A 20,035-nucleotide genomic window follows, 5' to 3' on the forward strand; every position below is an offset into this window, starting at 1 on the left:
TCTCAATGTATATTTTTATAAGTGGTTATCTTAAACGCTATGTTAGCATAATAAATTTAAAGAAAAAGTTTAGGAAAAACTAATATTAAATGAAAATTACCTAATTAACATACCTTAACGAATTTTATTGGAGATAAAATTGAAATTATGTTATTTTTGAAGCAAATCCATTATTTATAATCAATATGCAAAAAGCAATACGTAATATTTTTTTGATTGCTGCAGCAATTTTCTTAGGTAAAGATGCTTCAGCTCAATTAACAAGTGACCATGCCGTTGGTTTACGTTTCGGTTCTGCCTCTGGTATTAATTATCGCCATACCTTAGCTCCAGATAGAGCTGTGGAAGGAATTTTAAGTGTGAAAAGTAATTCTTCAACTAGTTCATTTAGATTAGTAGGATTATATGAATATCACAAGGAATTACCTTTAAATAATTTTAGTTGGTACTACGGTTTTGGCGGTAGTGTGGGTAATTACACGTATAAAGCTTATACTAACAATGAAGGTACACATATTCCGAAGAACTCTGAATTGAGTTTGAGTATTGATGGTATAGTTGGTGTAGAATATAGCTTGCCTACGGCACCTATTTCTTTGTCATTGGATGTAAAACCTTATTTTGACTTTTTACAAGAGTCTACGATTCGAGTATTTGACCCTATTGGTTTTTCCATTAGATACAAATTCTAAAACAAGAAAGGCTTTTCACAAATGAAAAGCCTTTCTTGTTCTTATTATAGAGATAACCAAATATTTCCTAATCTACGTTGTTCCTCTGTAGCATTAGTCATTCGCTCAATACTGAATGATTTTTTGTTCGATGTAAGAAGTTCTACTTCTATTTCTCGAATTAATCCATCACGGGAAATAAGAATTTTCACCTTTTCTCCTTCTTCGCTATGAGACAAAATATAATCCAAAGCTTTTCCATTGATTTCTATACGATGACCATTAATTGCAATTAATTCGTCATGTACATTTAATCCAGCCTTCCAGGCTGCAGAATTACGGTCAATGTTTTTAATAACGGTATGACCTTCATTACTGCCAATTTTGATTCCTAGACTTTGGTGATCTTGATCGTCCGCTTGGTTCACTAATTCGTAACCCACAAGATTGAAATATGAATTATAGTCGATATCTTCCGTGCTATGTGCAGCTTTAAATATACCATCTAAATTTACGGCAGTCACTTCTTCGGCCAAAGCTTGGAACTCATCTTCCTCAAAACCTCTATTTTCAATCAAATAGAAATGTTCGTAAGCAGCTTTCATTATATCATCCAATCGTTTCGCACCATGAGTTTCAGCAATAATTTTGATGTCTAATGCTGCGGCATGCATAGCACCTTTATTATAATAGGAAATAGCTACGTTTTGCGAATTTTCGTCAGGACGATATTGTTTGATCCAAGTGTCAAAACTAGATGCTGCGGCACTTTGTAGCAGATAGCCTGGTCGATTATATACTAAATTGAAGTCTACAGCTAATTTTTGAAGGTATTCTGTTTCATCAAAAAATCCACAACGACGAATGATTAAATTATCATAGTATGAAGTGAATCCTTCAATAATCCATAATCCTGTAGTGTAGTTTTCCTGCTCATAGTCAAAAGGTCCTAAAGCTTTAGGACGAAGACGTTTCACGTGCCACAAATGAAAATATTCGTGTGCAACTAGACTTAGATAGTTTTTGTAGGCGCTAGGTTGCGAATAGCCAAAGCGTGATGCAGCTAAAATAGTCGAGTTTAAATGTTCTAAACCACCGCTTCCATTTTGGTAATTGTGCGTGACGATGACGTAATAGTCATTGGGATTGGAACCCCAAATTTTATTTTCCTCTCGCACGATTTTAGTAATATCTTCTGTCAATTGGTCCTTGCTATAATCGGCTGGACCAACCATGGCACATTCATGCAAAATGCCATCAATATCAAATGACCAGGTATCTTGATTTCCAATTTCGATTGGTGAATCAAAAAGAATATCAAAATTGGGTGCATAAAATGTATTTTCTTCGGAAATCTTTTGTAAACCTGTGGAGATTTTATTCCATGATTTATAAAGATGAATCTTCACCGAAGTTTCTAAATCTAAATAGCCATCAACATACATAAATGTTCCCACAGGACTCAAAAACGCTCTGGAATCATCGATAAATGAAGTGCGAACAGATACTTCAAATCCGTAAACGGAGTATGAAATCACTAATTTTCCTTTTGGATTATGTACGCGCCAAGTATTTTTAGCAGTCTTTATTGCTGATAAACTATTTCCTTCTGTGTTTTTAGCGTTGAGTCGTTCTACATTTTTTGAATATTCGCGAACCAAATACGATCCTGGTGCCCATACCGGCATTTTGATATCAATATATTCTTGGTCTTCAAATCCTTCAATCATCATTTGCACATCCACGTAATGAGCTTGAGGTTCCGAAAAAGATAATTCAAAATGTATAGATTTTGTCATGTGTTGTGTCCTTTAGAAAATTTAACCAAAGGTAGAACTAATGAAAAGGAGTTCAAAATATTAATAATAATACCATTTGTATAGACTAAAACTCTACTTGGATTTGTTATATTTGGGATAGGAAAAGTTAAACTAAACAAGGATAATGATACTAGTTGCGGATAGCGGTTCGTCGAGTTCGGATTGGATGCTAAATCTACCTGATAGCAAACCTTTATTTTTCAAAACCAAAGGATTGAATCCCTTCTTTGTGAGTGAAAAAGAAATCGAGAAAGTGATGAAGGATGTACCAGAGATTATTCCCTACTCACAGGAAATTAAAGAAGTGTATTTTTTTGGGGCAGGCAGTATAACACCAGATAGAAGAGAGATTGTTTCCAACGCCTTGACGACTTTATTTCCGAATTCATTTATTTCTGTAGAGTCCGATTTGTTAGGTGCAGCTTATGCTACATTAAAAAATAATAAAGGCTTAATCGCAACCTTGGGAACGGGGTCGGATATTAGCTTTTATGATGGTCAAGTTTTGCAGCCTAGTCATCATGGTATTGGCTATATTTTAGGAGATGAAGGTTCAGGAGCATGGTTTGGTAAGAAATTGATCACAAATTTTCTTTATGATACCATGCCTCGTGATATAGCCAAATTATTTGAAGAAAAATACCGTCTCAACAAAGATAACGTCATTAAAAACGTATATCAGAAGGATAGACCTAATTCCTATCTTGCTTCCTTCATTCCATTTATGTCGGAGCATCGATCGCATCCTTATATAGATAAATTGCTTACAGAAGGATTTGATGAGTTTGTTCGTACCAATATCATGACTTATCCTAATTACTGGGAATACAGTTGCAATTTTGTCGGTCGTGTAGCTTACACATTTGATATGCATATAAGACAAGTTTGTCAGATGCATGGTGTCAAAGTTGGCAAAATTCTTGCGAGTCCTATCTATGATTTGTTCGACTATGTAATCGAACGCGAAACATCTAATCTTTCATATTAAAACAATACAAGTATGATTACCTTATTAATGATATTAAATATGATACTTCCACCTTCATCGGTGTATGATTTTTCATTCCAGTCTATTGATGGTCAAGAAATAAAATTATCGCAGTTCAAAGGGAAAAAATTGTTGTTGGTAAATACAGCTTCAAAATGTGGATTTACACCACAATACAAAGAACTAGAAGAATTACACAAACTATATGGTAAAAACCTAGTAGTCATAGGATTCCCTGCTAACAATTTTGGGAATCAAGAGCCTGGAACGAATGAAGATATTGCTGAATTTTGTGAACAAAATTTTGGTGTAACATTTCTTATTGCTGAAAAAGTAGAAGTGAAAGGCGAAAATATTCATCCACTTTTCAAATATTTGATAGAACAACCCAATCCTGATTTCACGGGAGATATCAATTGGAACTTTGAGAAATTCCTGATTGATGAAAAAGGGAAATTGGTACATCGTTACCGTTCTAAAATCAAACCTTTAGATCCAGTAATTGTCAGTCAATTATAATACTAGAAAGCCTTCGACATTTTCGAAGGCTTTCTAGTTATTTATCCTCATCTATATAGTAACAATGACGGCAACGTGGTTCGTAACTTTCTTTTTCTCCGAGTAATACGACGTTATCATTCTTGGTAAATCTATAAGAGTAATTTGCGGGAGCACCACATTTTACACAGACAGCATGTACCTTATATACATCTTCAGCGACCGCCATAATATTCGGCATTGGACCAAATGGTCTTCCTTGATAATCCATATCTAAACCAGCTACAATCACACGAACACCGCGGTTGGCTAATTGTATACACACATTAGGTAGTTCATCGTCAAAAAATTGCGCTTCGTCAATACCGACTACTTTGGCATCCCCACCAAGCAAAAGAATGGCTGAGGAATGCTCCACTGGTGTTGATGGAATACTGTTGCTATCGTGAGATACGACCTCTTTTTCGTCGTAACGAATATCAATAGCAGGTTTGAAAATTTCAACAGGCAATTTTGCAAATTGTGCTCTCTTCATACGACGTATCAACTCTTCAGTTTTACCTGAAAACATAGATCCACAAATCACCTCAATACTACCCACTTGTCTATCTCTTTGACTGAAATATTGTTCTGAAAAAAGCATATTTTTTGATGTATAGGTAGATTTACTTTTTTGCGAAAGAAATGTAAATCAACCTGTGTTTGACGATACGAATATCGAAATTATATCTTATTTTTGAAGTATAAAAAGGAAGTTGAAACGAAAACTATGTCATTTTCAGACGTTTTCGTTTTCCACTTGTTCACTGTCAACTTAAGGTTAAAATAAACATATATCCATGGCAAAAACTAAAGGGCAAATCATCTCAAAAATAGATTATCTTTTTGTAGATATTCAATCTCAATATAATGAAATAAAGAAATCAAGTGAAATTGATATCGTAGATATAACTTTGTTGGAAGCAAATCTTGCTGCCTTAACCAAGCATTTTGAAGCTTTGAAAGCTCAAGCTCAATTGACGCAATCTGCGAATTTTCAACAAGAAATTTCAAATAAGACAATATTCACTCCTGCTACAGAAATAAGCAAACCTGCTGATGATACGCAAGAAGTGTTTGAAGAGATTGAAGAAGAGCTCCCAAAAGTAAAGGATAAACAGGAAGAACCTAAACAAGCTGAATTTGCTTTCAATATCAATGATGTGACACCTGTCGTTGCTCAGGAGGAGGATCCAATAGAATCCGCGGATGATGTATCCGATATTGCGCAATCAATTGAAGCTCCTGTTCTAGAAGAGGAGGAGGAAGAAGTGGTAATTCCAGTTTCTATTCCAGCTAAAGAAGTGGAAATCCCTGCTGCAAGTGTATCTGTTCCAGCAGCTGAAGATGCCCCAGCACGTCCTTTATCTATCAATGAATTAATCAAACAACAAAAGCAAGCAGGAATCAATGTGACGCAACAATTCCAAACATCTACTGCCAAAGAAAAGGTGTTGGATTTGAAAACTGCTGTAAGTTTAAATGATAAGTTGCTTTATATTAAAGACTTATTTAATGGGTACAGTTTGGCGTATAGTGAAGCAATCGAATTGTTGAATAGATTTGATTCATTTGCCGAAGCAGATGCATTTTTGCAATCCAATTACGCTGTGAAAAATGGATGGGCAGAAAAGTCACAAACAGTAGAGAAATTCTACAATCTTTTACAACGAAAATTTAATGTCTAAATCATAAAAAAATCCTGTAAGCTTTCTTACAGGATTTTTTGTTATGTGCGCCCGGCATGGGCGTGAACTCTAGGGTGTAAGTCCCGAACGTGCCTTGATAGTGGGAAACGTTAACTTAAGGCAAGGTTGTCCTTCGCGAGGGGGAATCTGAAGGAAGCCGGCGGTAAATCTCTTGCCTGACGCACAGAAATCGAATGAGGCCGTTGGATGTGGGTGAGTCTGCATAACAAGACAAAGCCCTAAACTATCCGAAACATTCCGCGGTAGATTCGACAGGTATATGGAGAGAAAGTTCACGTTCTTACCCGGGGAGATCTGTCACACTGTTGCCGGCTGGAGGAGCGACTCCCTAAGGAACAAAATTTTGTAGTGATACATCATTGGTTTGACAGAAGTCAGCAGACGCCATAGTACTTTTTAATTTTTTAGGAAGGAAGGGCTGAACATTAAACGTCCGTTTAAACTACGGGAAGTAGGATTATCGTAAAGAAAGCAGAAAACTCCGAATGGAGAGCTGCCCTGTAAGGGATATGCTGGAAGCAGAAAAGTAGCAGGGAGCGCTGAGCGATATCTTGAAAGAAAATAGAAAACACGGAAACATAGAAGGACTACTATATCTTACCGATATAATAGTCCCAAAGACTGTTAATGTTTAATGAACCGCCGTATGCCGAACGGCACGTACGGTGGTGTGAGGGGTCAGGTAATCAAATAATGATTACCTTCCTACTCTATTGGACTTCGAATTTTACCCAAGCCGAACCATCATGTCCATATACAAAATACTTCGGTTGGAAAATTTCCGCTAATACTTCCGTGTCTTTTAGATAGTTTTCATCCAATTGATTGAAATTTGAATCCTGAATAATAAAAATATTGTTGTTTTGGAATGCATTACTATTAGATACTGCAATATCGTTTAGTAAAGAAGGAAATTGACTATATAAATTTTCTGAACGCTGTATTATTAAAATACAATCTGGATTCTCTGCTAAATTGGTAATAAATCTACCACCAGCAATTTTAATCTTTTCGGCAAGAATAGGAGATTCTAAAGGTAAAAAATCTTGTTCTTGATCTAAGACAATAGCTTTTGGAAAACTATCTTCAGTTAAAAATTTGAGTTTATGCAGTATTATATCTATTTCTTCTTCTAAATATTCAGCTTTTGCGGCATCGATATTTTGTAAAGTAGAGATTATTTCTTGGTATTTTGTCATGGTACAAATTTAAGTATTTCAGCTTATTCTGACACTTATTTTGAACGCAAAACATGATTTCGTATTTTGGTCTTATAAAACTAGAAGAGATTATGTTTGATAAATTATTCCAAGCGCAACAAAAAGCGCAAGAAATTAAAGCGCGTTTAGATAATATTTCGGTTTCGGGTGAAGCTGAGGGAGGTAAGGTACGTGTGGTGGCTACAGCCAACAAAGAAATCAAAGAAGTAAGTATCAGTGATGAACTTTTTGCAGAGAATGATAAAGAACAAATCGAAGATTTGTTGCTTGTTGCATTGAATAAAGCATTAGCGCAAGCTGAAAATGTAAGTCAGACTGAAATGGCAGCTGCGTCTCAAGATATGCTTAGCGGTTTAGGTGGTTTAGGCAATTTATTTGGTAAGTAAGAAAAATTTTATGGCAAATCAAATATCGGTAAGATACTTAGGACACGCTTGTTTTGAATTTAATTTTAATGGTACAAAAGTTCTGATGGATCCTTTTGTGACATACAATCCATTAGCAAAACATATCGATGTATCCGAGTTAAAACCTGATTATATTATCTTGTCTCACGCCCATCAAGATCATGTGGCGGATTTAGCTAACATTCAAGCGCAGTCCGATGCGACTGTAGCGGCTATTGTGGAGACAGCTGCTTGGGTAAGAAAGCAAGGCGTTCCTGATGAAAAAGTTATTGAATTTAATTTTGGTGGTACATTAACCCTGCCTTTTGGCAAAGTGAAAATGGTGTATGCTTTGCATACTAATTCGACTCCTGACGGTGCGTATGGAGGTGCTCCTTGTGGTTTTGTATTTGTTATTGGTGATAAAAAAATATACTTCGCGGGAGATACTGCTTTGACACTTGAAATGAAATTGTTGGAAGATTTGAATCTGGATTGGGCATTTTTGCCAATAGGAGGACATTATACTATGGATATGTATGATGCGGTCAAAGCAACAGATTTTATCAATTGTAAGAACATTATTGGAATGCACTACGATACATTTTCACCGGTGAAAATTGATAATGCAGAAGCTAAGAAAGTATTTGCTGAAGCGAATATTAATTTAAATTTATTAGAATTAGGATCTTCAATAGATTTATAATTAAAAAATATTTTAAACAAAAATCCCAATCATTTGATTGGGATTTTTTGTTTTACTAATCCGAATTATGGATTATTTAGCTGAATATCTATCAATATGGAATTGAACTAAATCGTCAATTGGTGAACGTAAGATTTTACCTACTTTCATGCCGTATTGAGTTGCTTTATCTTCTAATACATTGCGGAAATTGTAACCAACAGAACCTATACAATTGAAAGTATAACTTTGATAGTTAGGGTATTTGCTTACTAAGTTGCTGAAAAATGCTTCGAAAGCGTCGTCAACAATCTTACGTGTATATTCGATATTTACATTATTGTCATATACAAATTTACTGAAGCTAGCACAGAAACGATTTGCTAATGGCTTAGTGTATACACTATCCATAATCTCATCTTTTGTTAATTTGTACGTATTATAAAATACTTCAGCTACATCCTCAGGCATTAAATCACGAACAAAATCTGTCAATAATTTTTTACCAATGTAAGAACCAGAACCTTCATCACCTAAGATATAAGCTGCGGAACTAATATTGTGCGTAATTTTTTCACCGTCGTAGATACAAGTGTTAGTTCCTGTTCCCAAAATTGCAGCAAAACCAGTTTCTTTACCTAAAAGAGCTCTAGCAGCGGCTAATAAATCGTGACCGATTTCGATTTTAGCGTTAGGGAAAAGTTCACGAAATGCATCCGAAACGATTTTTGCTTTCTCATCGTTGTGAACACCTGCACCATAGTAATTTACTTCTTGAATTTTATCTAAAGGTAAATCATTTGGCAAGCCTTTTTTAAGAGAGCTTACGATATAATCACTGTCAACAAAGTAAGGATTGTATCCTTCTGTGTTGAAATAGATCTTCTTTTGATTGTCGTCTAATAGGCACCAATTGGTCTTGGTTGATCCGCCATCTGCAATAATGATCATTATTAGTTTATTTTAGTATAGTTATTCAAAATTATATCTCTCGAAGATACATTTTTATTCCTAAAAACAATAGCGTTTATAAATTTTATTTTTAATAAGTTTTTAAATAAACTTAAAAAACCGCGTTATTTCACAATAAACGCGGTTTTTTTATTTTTACACTTAGTGTAAAAAGTACAATTACTAACTCTTAATGACTAGATGAACCTTCGATATGTTCGATGTCAATATTCTGTTTTTTCAAAAATCCTTTCACCAAAATGGCAAAAAGAATAATATAAGCAAATCCTATTACTGGTATAATATAAGAATTATGAATGCCAATAATATCAGCTAATTTTCCTTGAATAGGAGGGATGATACCACCACCTAAAATCATCATTACTAAAAATGCTGAGCCTTGCTCAGTATATTTTCCAATACCCACAATGGATAATGCGAATATTGAACCCCACATAATGGAGCAAGCTAAACCACCAGTCAAGAATGCATAAATCGCAACAGTTCCAGAAGTCAATAATCCAACAACCATTGCAGCCAAACCCAAAGTTCCGAAGATAACTAATGTCGCTACAGGTTTCTCTTTACTAATAAAGAAAGCTACTACCTGAATAGCAATACAAATCGCAAAGAAATATAAATGCGACATATTAAAGCCTGCAATCGTATTTACCGATAATACAACTATAAATGCTATAAAAGGTACTAAAGCAGTAAGAATTTTCTTTGTTTTATTAGCAAAATTAAATGCTGTTATGGCTCCAGCCCAGCGTCCGATCATCATTCCACCCCAATACATTGATATATAAGGTGTGATTTCTGAAGATTGTAAATTTCCAAACTCCTCAAGTGTCAACAATTCCCCAAGATTACTGCCAATTGCAACTTCTATTCCTACATAAACAAATAGTGCTAGCATACCTAATACAAGCTGAGGATATTTCATTGCTCCCCAACCTTGTGGTGCAGATTGCGCTTTACGATAAGCAAAAATAATAGAACCCACCACTGCTAATAAAGCTCCGAATAGTAATGCCATTCGCTTTAATTCAAGCGGATGAGCGAGCTCTTTAACTTGTGCTTTTAAACTTTCAATGACCGAACTATCTGTTGCAGCACTGATTTGTGTATTAATAGCTTCAATCTGTAAAGCAGTCTCGCTTTTGTAACTTAAGAATACAGGTGTAAATAAAATAGCTAACAGCACCGTCATTAAGATTAAAATGTTCTGTGCTTTATTTGCTTTTTCCATAGGCTCGTTATTGATCCCTGGAGGTACTTTTTTGGAAAAGTTAAATAATGCTGCCGCAAAAATGAAAAGTAATCCAACAGCAATATAGAGATAGACCACCTTGTTTAAAGGTAAACTGGAGATTTCGGAATCGGACATAGGTTCAAAAGTTCCGAATAGTGCATATCCAATAACTAAAGGACCAATCGTCGTACCAAATGAGTTGACAGCACCTCCCAAATTGACGCGTGATGCTCCTGTTTTGGGGTCTCCCAATAATACCGCAAATGGGTTAGCAGCAGTTTGTTGTAACGAAAATCCTAATGCTACAATAAAAAGTCCTATCAACATTCCTAAATAAATGTTTACTTCTACGGCAACAATCATTGCAGCTGCACCAAAAGCCGAAAAGAGTAATCCGTATACGATACTTTTCTTATATCCCCATTTGCCTACTAAGTCTTTTCCTGATAATGTGCCAAAAATAAATAGCGCGAGCGCACCAATATAGTACGCGCTATAAAAAGCAAAGTCTATTAATTGTGACTGAAATTGATCCAGATGGAAATAATTTTTACAGAATGGAATAAAAATACTGTTTCCTGCGGCAATAAAACCCCAAAAGAAGAACACAACTATAAGTGTATAGAGTGCTGGATAATTAGTTGGCTTGTTACTTTCCCTCATAATTTATAAATTCATGATACCTTAATATGGTATAAACGTACGAAAAAAACTTTATTATTATAATTGGTAAAACAATTTAGTTGGTGTAAAAATGCATATTTTTTTTAATTCCTATATTATTTTATTACTTTTTTTTTGAAAATTCATTTGTAATAGTTTTCTTTGTGCATTCTCAAATTTATCCTAGTTCATAATTTATCTATTTCGAAAATCAGTTGTAGGGATTGTGAGCAAGTCAAATTTTCAAATCTTTTTATAAGGATCATTGTAAATTATTAGGTTAGATTTCAAAATTGAAAATCCAAAAAGATATAATCATAATTCAATATTAATGAATATCAACGAATTGAATTCAAAGCTCGTGTCCGAATTGCGCGAGATAGGAAAGGTGTTAGGTATTATTGACGTAGAAAAGCTTCGTAAACAGGAACTCATCGACAAAATTTCAGAGATTGCTCAACAATCTGATACTGAAGAAAAAAAAGAGGTAGTAGAGGAAGAGTCAGTATCTGCTGAATCTGCGGATCATGCGCCTAGAAAAAGAACTAGAACATTAAAAACGGAGCCTGTAGCGATTACCAAACGAGTGAGAACAGAAGAAGAGCCATCTTTATTTAGTTCAGAATCATCGGAACCAAAAGCTCCCGTTGCGCAAACATCTACTCCAGAACCTCCAGCAGAACCCAAAAAAGATTCATCCAATACAGATTTTGATAATGTAATCATCAACGAAGGGGTGTTAGAAATTATGCCTGATGGCTACGGTTTCTTACGTTCTTCGGATTATAATTATTTAACGTCACCGGATGATATATATGTATCTCAGTCTCAAATCAAATTATTTGGTTTGAAAACAGGTGATAATGTAAGAGGTTGTATCCGTCCTCCAAAAGAAGGTGAAAAGTATTTCCCATTGGTGCGTATAGAATCGATCAATGGTCAGAATCCTGCCGAAATCAGAGACCGTGTGCCTTTTGATTTCTTGACACCATTATTCCCTGATGAAAAATTAAATTTAGATTTAGGTGCGAATAATTATTCTACACGTATAATGGATTTGTTTACACCGATTGGTAAAGGTCAACGTGGTCTTATCGTGGCTCAGCCAAAAACGGGTAAAACAAATTTATTAAAAGAAGTAGCAAACGCTATCGCTAAAAATCACCCTGAGGTATATTTGATTATCTTATTAATCGATGAGCGCCCAGAAGAGGTGACCGATATGGCGAGATCTGTACGTGCTGAGGTAGTGTCGTCTACATTTGATGAGCCTGCAGATAGACACGTGAAAATTGCCAATATCGTATTAGAGAAAGCAAAACGTATGGTAGAATGTGGTCATGATGTAGTGATCTTATTAGATTCAATTACACGTTTGGCTCGTGCATACAATACTGTAGCTCCAGCTTCTGGTAAAATCTTATCAGGTGGTGTGGATGCGAATGCATTACATAAACCAAAACGTTTCTTTGGTGCTGCGCGTAATATCGAAAATGGTGGTTCATTAACGATTTTGGCTACAGCATTGACAGATACAGGTTCTAAAATGGATGATGTAATCTTTGAAGAATTCAAAGGTACAGGTAACATGGAATTACAACTCGATCGTAAATTAGCGAACAAACGCTTATTCCCTGCTATCGACTTGACAGCATCTTCTACACGTCGTGATGATCTATTGATGGATAGAGAAGCATTACAACGTCTATGGGTATTGCGTAATCACTTATCAGATATGAATTCTACAGAGGCTATGGAATTCTTATTACAACAATTGCGTGGAACACGTTCAAATGAAGAGTTTTTGATGAGTATGAATGGATAATTCATATTTAATTGATATTTTTAAGCCGTCTAACTATTAGATGGCTTTTATTTTATAATGAGGAAATATATACCGAATACGATTACATCGTTGAATTTGTTTAGTGGATGTGTAGGCATTTTATTTGTGTTGAAAGGAGACTATCTATCAGCTTTTTACTGTGTACTTGCGTCAGGTATTTTTGATTTTTTTGATGGGCTAGTTGCTCGCTTATTGAAAGTTAAATCTTTAATAGGTAAAGAGTTGGATTCTCTGGCTGATGTAATTAGTTTTGGATTTCTGCCAGGAACAATTATTTATACGATGCTTCGTGAGGTAAGTTCTTCTGAATATTTGCCTTATACAGGGTTTTTAATTACTGTATTTTCTGCATTACGTCTTGCGAAATTTAATATTGATGAACGTCAAACCTCGGACTTCATTGGTGTAAATACGCCTATGAATACGTTTTTGATTGTTTCATTGCCGTTTATAGGCCAAATATATCCACAATACATATACAATGTATATGTGTTAATCAGTATTGCAATAGTTACAAGCCTATTGCTGGTTTCGGAATTAAAGCTTTTCTCTATGAAGTTAAGTTCCTTGAAGTGGGAGCTTAATAAGTATAAGTATATATTTTTGATTGTGTCACTGATTCTTGTACTAGGTTTGAAGATTTTAGCGATTCCAGCGGTGTTTGTGCTGTATATCTTCTTTTCAGTGTTACATTTTAAAAAATTAGAAAGTTAAGACTTTTGTATAATAATTTTCTCAATTTGATCTACCCAAATTTTTACAAAGGCTGCGCATTCATAGTTTTCTTCATTTGCGAATTGTAACATGGTGCGGTACAATGTGTCGTACATTTCGCCATACTCTGGGAAATAACCATAAACATCTTTGAAATCGTTGACAATGTCAATGATGTGGCAATGCGTATCGTATTCAATGAATTTAGTATGGTAGATTTTATTCGTAATAATAGGAGATTTCTCTTCATTATAGCCATTCATTATGAATACGTCACATTGTTTTTCGAACCTTTTGCGAATAGATTTTAATTCATCTTGGATAATACTACGCTTGTTTAGAAGGTGTTCGTAAATTGTAATTAATTCTTCTTGAACCTCCGCTTCTTTAGAAATAATTGCCATATTCTTCAGGATTGATGTGTAAAATCCTAAACAATATAGCAATTAAAATTGTTTTTGTAAAGTATTGATATTTAAATATTTGATTAATAACTATAGCTTAAGCTGAAAGTAGGGCTGAATTTATTCGAAGCGCGTAAATCATTTAAGTACGTACCTAAAATGCTAAAAGTAAATAATGGCTCATTGTATTTAAATAGATTAAAATCAAAATTTAGCCCTGCGCTAATAGTTTTTGGCGCTAATGTGGCGTCATGTATATTTAGATAATCCGCTGATACTTGTCCATGAATTCGTTTTATATACGCCAATTGCCCAATAGTCCAGTCTGGATAAAGCAGAGGGAGTCTATAATCAAATAGCATTGTGTTTTTTACTAAATAATTCGGAAGGAAAGAAAATCCATCAGGTAATGGAATATCATAATTTCCTCTAAATACGCCGTTAGCTTGCTGTATACCAAGACGCGTTTGAAAGCTGTGGTTTAAGACGATTCCTGGAAAATAGAAATTTGCTCGCAATGCCCAAGAATTATTGTCTGAATTTTCAAAGGGCATATGTCGGTAAATAAAATTGAAATTTTGGCCCCAGCGTGGAGCCAAGTCCATTGTACTTAACATCGTATTTCTATTAAAGTAGGCTTGGTAATTCAAAGGAAAACGAATTTGATCCACAAAATTTCGAAGATTATTAACACTTAAATCATAGCGTTTGATATAATACGTTCCAAAATTTGCACCGTACGAATACGTGATATTGCCTCTGTAAATGCTAAAGGGAAATTGAATATCTGCGGATACTTGATGATATCTAAAATCAAATCGTAAACTATCGTTGCCATTCGATGTCTTAGCAATGCCAAAATTCCCCGAATTTTTATACCCCAAAGTGAATTTCGGGTAGTAACGTTGATAAGTTAATTCAGCTAAATAAGCATTTTTGTTAAGCTCTACTTCACGCTCGTAACCTAATTTGATACGCGTTGTGTTCAATAAATCATTAGAAAGCCAGTAAATTCCCGGTTTATAATTGTCAAAACTCTCAAAATCATTCGCACTTAAAGTTAAGCTGTGAAAATTGATACTATTTTTTAATACACTATATGGTTTAATAGCTGAACTATAATCCACATCAGAACTGATCGTATCATATTGAAAGGAGTTTTGCTGTTGATAAAGCGTTCTAGCTGGTTCTAGACTAGTAGATTTAAGATCAAAATCTTCTAATTTAAGGCTGTTAACTTTGAGTCCTTTCACAGTAAAATCATTAAACCAAAGAGTTCCATTGGCATAGTATGGATTGAAAGCTCCGAATTTACTCTCAGTTATTTTAGATATTATCCCTTTTTCTAACATAAAAAGATCGTCTTTGCCAGATTGATTTGCTTTGAAAATAATATTGTCCTTAACATAGATTGGACGCTCCAACTGCAAATTTGACCACGAAAGCAACTCTTTCATAGCTTTCGTTTCTAGGTCTATTTCTATCAAATTAGTTCCTCTTTGGTCTACGGAAATGGCTACGATTTTATTTGAATTCTCGTTGAAATAAGGCTGTTGAATATGCATATTTGAAGGCAAAGCAATGCTGTCAATTTTATTTCCACTATTGGGATCTAGTATTGCAAGGGAACTCTCATTGTCTAAATTTACTTCTACACAAACCAATTTTGATAGGTCATTCGATAGGATCGGGGTGTAGAATCTACTGTCTTTCGTGAGCGTTTTTTTAACTCCTGTTAGTGTGTTATAGATGTTTATTACATTATAAGTATGCTTCGAAAATCGTGCGTCTTTGCGGTATTCATCCCAAGTTATCAGGTGATTTTTGATATGAAAATACGGCATTATTTGAGCTCCAATTTTCATAACTTCCTCTGTTTTTCCAGGCGAATTCGGGTTGAATTTTATAATTCTTGGTGTGCGTTGGTTGTTCTTTTGAAGAGCATATACCCTGTGATTTTCGAGCTGGGGCAAGAAGTAATCTGTAGGGTATTTGTCATCAAAAGTGATGGGCTCTCCAAGGTTGCTGGTCGGATTTTCGTTCCATTTTTTCTCTAAGTTTTCGATGGTATTTGTAAAAAGTTGACTCGCTTTACCGCCATAATATTTCTTCAATGCCCGCTGAAAATTGAATGGACGGAGTAATTTTCCGTTCATTTCTTCGTAGATTTTGGGGTTGATTTGCGCGTCTTTCTCATACATTTCGCTATTCATAAAATAGCCAATAGTGTAATAACTTGGAACTATATCTTTGAAAGAACCGTGTACATATTTGCTAAAACTGTATGTTTTTTGAGACTGAATATTGGTTCTTAATTCCATGTCCCAAGAGCTTAAACGTCCTCTTCCTCCCGTCGAAAATAGTGTTTCATGGAGCGTTGCATCACCTTCATAATACCAAGATGGCAGGTTGATTCCAAAGAAAGCAAGTGCTAAAAGTTCACCAAAAGGCTTTCTTATGTTGCCTGTCAATTTGTCAAATTGAGCGATGTGTTGCAGTTCATGTAGAGCTAAATTTGGAAGCCATTCTTGGTTGTCCGCTACACCAGAAGGTGTAGAAAAAAGTTCTGATTTTCGAGGTGCTAATTGCACAAAACCGTTTTGCTGTATATGATTTTGTTGTACAATTATGTTAATCTTTCTTGGTTTATCCTTCAAGTTTAATTCCGCAAATTTAATGTAGGTCTCTATTTGTTGGGCTAGGAGAGTAGCTGATTCATTAAACTCTTTAGGAAATATAAGTCTGAAATTATCCGTGTTTATTTCATTCCATTTTACTTTAAAATGGGGTTGAGAGTTGTCAAAAATTTGTGCTTTTGTTTCTTGTAAACAAATAGTTGATAACAATATATATAAAGTATTGATTATTAATTTGTTTAATACTTTGTTTTTTTTCATATTTAGTATTTGCTAATTTTATTAGTAAAATTTTGGTTTTTATATTTATTATTTATTTATATTAAATAATGTAAACATTTGATTTTGTGAAATTTATTATGTTTTTATTTCTGTTTATTTTTGACTGATTTTATTGGTTTTACTGCTTGAATTACTTCTTATATATCAGCCAAAAACACTTACTGAAGACGATTTACTAAAGTACATTTTTTCTACGTAAATCCTTTCAAAATCTTTTGGCATACTATTCATTTTGTACAAAAGTAGTTTCTGAGGTACTGGATTAATTTTATGGAATTATCTCTTGAAGTGTGAAGTGTAATCAAGCATACTAAAATAGAAACGATATGACTTTTTCTCTTTTTAGTTTGAAGGAATAAGCAGTGCTTTTTAGAACTTCTTATCCATTTGTACTGATTCTTGTTCTATAAAAAATGAATGCATTTTTACTGACAAAATGACGTTTTGATAGTGTGAATAACATTGATCGATTAACAAAAAAAGATTATATTTTTTGCGAGAAAAAAACGACTTTTGCATCAGAACTAAAGTCTGACACCAATGTAGGGAAATCATAATCGGAGGAGCAAAATGGAAGAATTGGAAATGCATGTCGCAACACTCGAGCAGCTAATTGAAGATGGAAACAATCTTGAGTTGGCGGAATATTTGAATGAACTCAATATTTCAGATGTGGAGGAGTTGATCGACGAACTTCCAGAACATGGACCTCTGTTTATCGAAACCCTAGATTTGAACCGCGCTGTAAATGTATTTCGGATTTTAGATTTCCCCACCCAAGAACGTATCCTTAAAAAGATTTCTGCTAATAAAGTTCGTGAGATTTTGAACACGATGCCGCCCGATGACCGGACTTCATTTTTCGGTGAATTGAAGGGCGATGTGGTGAAACGCTTGATCACTTTATTGACACCAGAAGAGCGTAAGGAAGCGCTTTCACTTTTGGGGTATCCAGAGGATAGTGTCGGACGTCTGATGACACCCGATTACATTACTGTAAAAGAGCATTGGACGATCAACAGAATCTTGGATCATATCCGTCGGTATGGTGGAGCTTCCGAGACGATTGATGTATTATATGTCATCGATTCAGATGGTCGATTGATCGACGATATTCGAATCAAAGATATCCTTTTGGCGGAGCCAGAATCTCAGGTCGGAGAGTTAATCGATAATCGACTGATTTCTCTAAATGCAAATGATCCGCAAGAAGAAGCAGTCACGGTGTTCCGGATGAATAATCGTGTGGCACTTCCTGTTGTTGACGAGCAAGGAATCATGCTAGGAATCGTTACGATTGATGATATCCTTTGGGTAGCAAACGAAGAGTATACTGAAGACATGCAACGCTTCGGGGGTACGGAGGCTTTGGATGAGCCATATTTGGATGTTACGATCATGCACTTGGTAAAAAAACGTGCAGGTTGGTTAATTGTTCTTTTTCTTGGTCAATTATTGACAACAACGGTTATTGATCATTTTGAGTCCCAATTGGCGAGCGCTATTGTATTATTTGCCTTAATGCCATTGATTATGTCAAGTGGAGGTAATAGTGGCTCACAGGCTTCGACATTGATTATCCAAGCTATGGCTATGGGGGAAGTCACTCTTACAGACTGGTGGCGTGTAATGCGAAGGGAATTTTTGTCAGGAACTATTCTTGGATTAATCTTAGGTACCCTTGGATTCATACGAATTGCCACGTGGCAACTTTTTTCAGCATATTATGGCGAGCACTGGGTATTGATTGGGTTAGTAATTAGTTTCTCCCTGATAGGTGTTGTGCTTTGGGGATCGGTTGTCGGATCTATGCTTCCCTTCCTTTTGCGTAAGCTAGGAGCGGATCCTGCGAGTTCTTCTGCACCATTTGTATCTACATTGGTAGACGTAACTGGGCTACTTATATACTTTACATTCGCCACATTGCTTTTAAAAGGTGTTTTGTTGTAAAATATTCTTATTGGGAATGAATGAGTTGTAAAAAACCTTAAAAAAATGTTTGGAGAACTCTTAAAATCTTCCGATAATTGCATCACCGAAACGGAAATGAAGTAGGTTAAATTCTTCCTTAGCTCAGCTGGTTAGAGCATCTGACTGTTAATCAGAGGGTCCTTGGTTCGAGCCCAAGAGGGAGAGCAAAAAAGTCCAGTGTCGATAGGACTTTCAAGTGTGAAAACTTGACATCATGATTTAACCAGAAACTGTAAAGTTTCAAAATTCTTCCTTAGCTCAGCTGGTTAGAGCATCTGACTGTTAATCAGAGGGTCCTTGGTTCGAGCCCAAGAGGAAGAGCAAAATTAAAGCCTTCATTTTTTTGAAGGCTTTTTTGCTTTATAATCATTTCTTTCCAAAAATCTATACTTTATGCTTATTGCGGTATTCTTTAGGAGATATAAGCATTTGCTTTTTGAATAAGCGTGAAAAATAATAAGGGTCTTCAATTCCAATTTTTTTGCAAATTTCTTTTATCGTTAGTTTAGAAAAATAAAGGTATTGGCAGGATAGTTGAATTTTTAATCTTAAAAAATATTGAATAGGTGAATATCCCGTTTGCTCACGGAAGAGTTGTGAATAATGCGTGACTGAATAATTCGTCAAATTAGCTAATTCTTTAATCGAGATTTTCTGGTCCACATTTTCTTTCATATAGCTAATGGATTGATATATGCTATTTTTTTCGTCTTCTGTATCATTCCTGCTTTTATATATAAACGAAGAAATTAACTGAATTAACTGCATGTGTAATAACTCCATTTTATATGCTGTCAAATCGTGTTCAGTTAATTCTATTAAATACTCCAACAACTTAATTCTAATTGGATCGTATGGTATTTCTACTACGGGATCCATAAACTCTTCTTTGTAACGCTGGTATAAGCTGTCGCTGTATGCCCCCGTAAAGTGAATCCAATATATACTCCAAGGATTCTTTAGAGAGCTACCGTATTTGTGGGCGATGTGTTTAGGTAAGATGAAGTACGTATTCGCCTTCAGCGAATGAGATTCTTTTTCCAAATTGATGTAACCTTCACCTTCGGTGCAATATAATAGAATGTATTCTTCGCTTCCTTTTGTGCGAAATCTTTCGTGTGCCAGTGCTTTAGGATATAAACCAATGGCGGTCAAGTATAAATTTTGAGCAAGTTTATTTTTATGCAAATCAGAAATCTCATGAGGTGATAATACCTGCATCTTCTGACCAATAAATCCTTCCGCTATCTTAATACTTAAATTCTTGGTTTTGTCCATTTTTAGTTTATTTTTAGTC

General features: G+C 35.0%; 17 protein-coding genes and 2 tRNA genes. 11 read left to right on the top strand and 8 right to left on the bottom strand.

Features of this window, described 5'->3' with window-relative positions:
- The first annotated feature begins 185 nt into the window (after positions 1–185).
- On the top strand, positions 186–692 hold the full coding sequence (locus H8B04_RS12070) for a hypothetical protein (protein ID WP_165292280.1): 507 nt from the start codon (positions 186–188) through the stop codon (positions 690–692).
- Positions 693–736: 44 nt separating this feature from the next.
- Here H8B04_RS12070 and H8B04_RS12075 read toward each other — a convergent pair whose 3' ends face one another.
- A complete protein-coding gene (locus H8B04_RS12075) occupies positions 737–2,470 on the bottom strand; it encodes a M61 family metallopeptidase (RefSeq protein WP_190302514.1) in 1,734 nt (577 codons plus the stop codon).
- 145 nt (positions 2,471–2,615) lie between these two features.
- On the opposite strand from H8B04_RS12075, the gene H8B04_RS12080 reads away from it, so the two are divergent.
- Positions 2,616–3,479 (top strand): N-acetylglucosamine kinase, encoded by an 864-nt coding sequence (locus tag H8B04_RS12080; RefSeq protein ID WP_165292278.1) that lies wholly within the window; start codon positions 2,616–2,618, stop codon positions 3,477–3,479.
- A 12-nt stretch (positions 3,480–3,491) separates the two neighbouring features.
- On the top strand, positions 3,492–3,998 hold the full coding sequence (locus H8B04_RS12085) for a glutathione peroxidase (RefSeq protein WP_190302515.1): 507 nt from the start codon (positions 3,492–3,494) through the stop codon (positions 3,996–3,998).
- Between the two features lie 37 nt (positions 3,999–4,035).
- On the opposite strand, the gene H8B04_RS12090 is transcribed toward H8B04_RS12085, so the two are convergent.
- Positions 4,036–4,620: a thymidine kinase gene (locus H8B04_RS12090; protein ID WP_165292276.1), complete on the bottom strand. Its 585-nt coding sequence runs from the start codon at positions 4,618–4,620 to the stop codon at positions 4,036–4,038.
- Between the two features lie 196 nt (positions 4,621–4,816).
- Here H8B04_RS12090 and H8B04_RS12095 point away from each other — a divergent pair, with 196 nt between their 5' ends.
- Complete coding sequence (locus H8B04_RS12095) at positions 4,817–5,704, top strand: hypothetical protein (RefSeq protein WP_190302516.1); 888 nt, start codon at positions 4,817–4,819, stop codon at positions 5,702–5,704.
- A 731-nt stretch (positions 5,705–6,435) separates the two neighbouring features.
- Here H8B04_RS12095 and H8B04_RS12100 read toward each other — a convergent pair.
- Positions 6,436–6,924, bottom strand: coding sequence for an ABC transporter substrate-binding protein (locus H8B04_RS12100; protein ID WP_165292644.1), 489 nt, complete (start codon positions 6,922–6,924; stop codon positions 6,436–6,438).
- 53 nt (positions 6,925–6,977) lie between these two features.
- Here H8B04_RS12100 and H8B04_RS12105 point away from each other — a divergent pair, with 53 nt between their 5' ends.
- Both H8B04_RS12105 and H8B04_RS12110 read left to right on the top strand, forming a co-directional pair.
- A complete protein-coding gene (locus H8B04_RS12105; protein ID WP_394354889.1) occupies positions 6,978–7,331 on the top strand; it encodes a YbaB/EbfC family nucleoid-associated protein in 354 nt (117 codons plus the stop codon).
- A 10-nt stretch (positions 7,332–7,341) separates the two neighbouring features.
- Positions 7,342–8,037 (top strand): metal-dependent hydrolase, encoded by a 696-nt coding sequence (locus tag H8B04_RS12110; RefSeq protein ID WP_190302517.1) that lies wholly within the window; start codon positions 7,342–7,344, stop codon positions 8,035–8,037.
- A gap of 72 nt (positions 8,038–8,109) precedes the next feature.
- Here H8B04_RS12110 and H8B04_RS12115 read toward each other — a convergent pair whose 3' ends face one another.
- Positions 8,110–8,967: an N-acetylglucosamine kinase gene (locus tag H8B04_RS12115; RefSeq protein ID WP_190302518.1), complete on the bottom strand. Its 858-nt coding sequence runs from the start codon at positions 8,965–8,967 to the stop codon at positions 8,110–8,112.
- A 190-nt stretch (positions 8,968–9,157) separates the two neighbouring features.
- A complete protein-coding gene (locus H8B04_RS12120) occupies positions 9,158–10,885 on the bottom strand; it encodes an MFS transporter (RefSeq protein ID WP_190302519.1) in 1,728 nt (575 codons plus the stop codon).
- Positions 10,886–11,216: 331 nt separating this feature from the next.
- Here H8B04_RS12120 and rho point away from each other — a divergent pair, with 331 nt between their 5' ends.
- On the top strand, positions 11,217–12,710 hold the full coding sequence (rho, locus tag H8B04_RS12125) for a transcription termination factor Rho (protein WP_190302520.1): 1,494 nt from the start codon (positions 11,217–11,219) through the stop codon (positions 12,708–12,710).
- 57 nt (positions 12,711–12,767) lie between these two features.
- Positions 12,768–13,445, top strand: a complete 678-nt coding sequence (gene pssA, locus H8B04_RS12130; protein WP_190302521.1) for a CDP-diacylglycerol--serine O-phosphatidyltransferase — start codon at positions 12,768–12,770, stop codon at positions 13,443–13,445.
- Here pssA and H8B04_RS12135 read toward each other — a convergent pair.
- Entirely contained in the window at positions 13,442–13,849 is a 408-nt protein-coding gene (locus H8B04_RS12135; RefSeq protein WP_190302522.1) for a hypothetical protein, read from the bottom strand. The genes pssA and H8B04_RS12135 overlap by 4 nt on opposite strands.
- A gap of 83 nt (positions 13,850–13,932) precedes the next feature.
- The gene (locus tag H8B04_RS12140; protein ID WP_190302523.1) at positions 13,933–16,746 is read right to left on the bottom strand and encodes a hypothetical protein; all 2,814 of its coding nucleotides are present in this window, start codon (positions 16,744–16,746) and stop codon (positions 13,933–13,935) included.
- 591 nt (positions 16,747–17,337) lie between these two features.
- Here H8B04_RS12140 and mgtE point away from each other — a divergent pair.
- The 3 genes from mgtE to H8B04_RS12155 all read left to right on the top strand — a co-directional run bounded on the left by mgtE (position 17,338) and on the right by H8B04_RS12155 (position 19,059).
- A complete protein-coding gene (gene mgtE / locus H8B04_RS12145; protein WP_190302524.1) occupies positions 17,338–18,717 on the top strand; it encodes a magnesium transporter in 1,380 nt (459 codons plus the stop codon).
- Positions 18,718–18,829: 112 nt separating this feature from the next.
- Positions 18,830–18,903 (top strand) — tRNA-Asn (locus tag H8B04_RS12150).
- Between the two features lie 82 nt (positions 18,904–18,985).
- Positions 18,986–19,059 (top strand) — tRNA-Asn (locus H8B04_RS12155).
- A gap of 63 nt (positions 19,060–19,122) precedes the next feature.
- On the opposite strand, the gene H8B04_RS12160 is transcribed toward H8B04_RS12155, so the two are convergent.
- Positions 19,123–20,016 (bottom strand): AraC family transcriptional regulator, encoded by an 894-nt coding sequence (locus H8B04_RS12160; RefSeq protein ID WP_190302525.1) that lies wholly within the window; start codon positions 20,014–20,016, stop codon positions 19,123–19,125.
- Positions 20,017–20,035: the final 19 nt, after the last annotated feature.

This window comes from Sphingobacterium litopenaei, assembly GCF_014692495.1.
GTDB classification, from domain to species: domain Bacteria; phylum Bacteroidota; class Bacteroidia; order Sphingobacteriales; family Sphingobacteriaceae; genus Sphingobacterium; species Sphingobacterium litopenaei.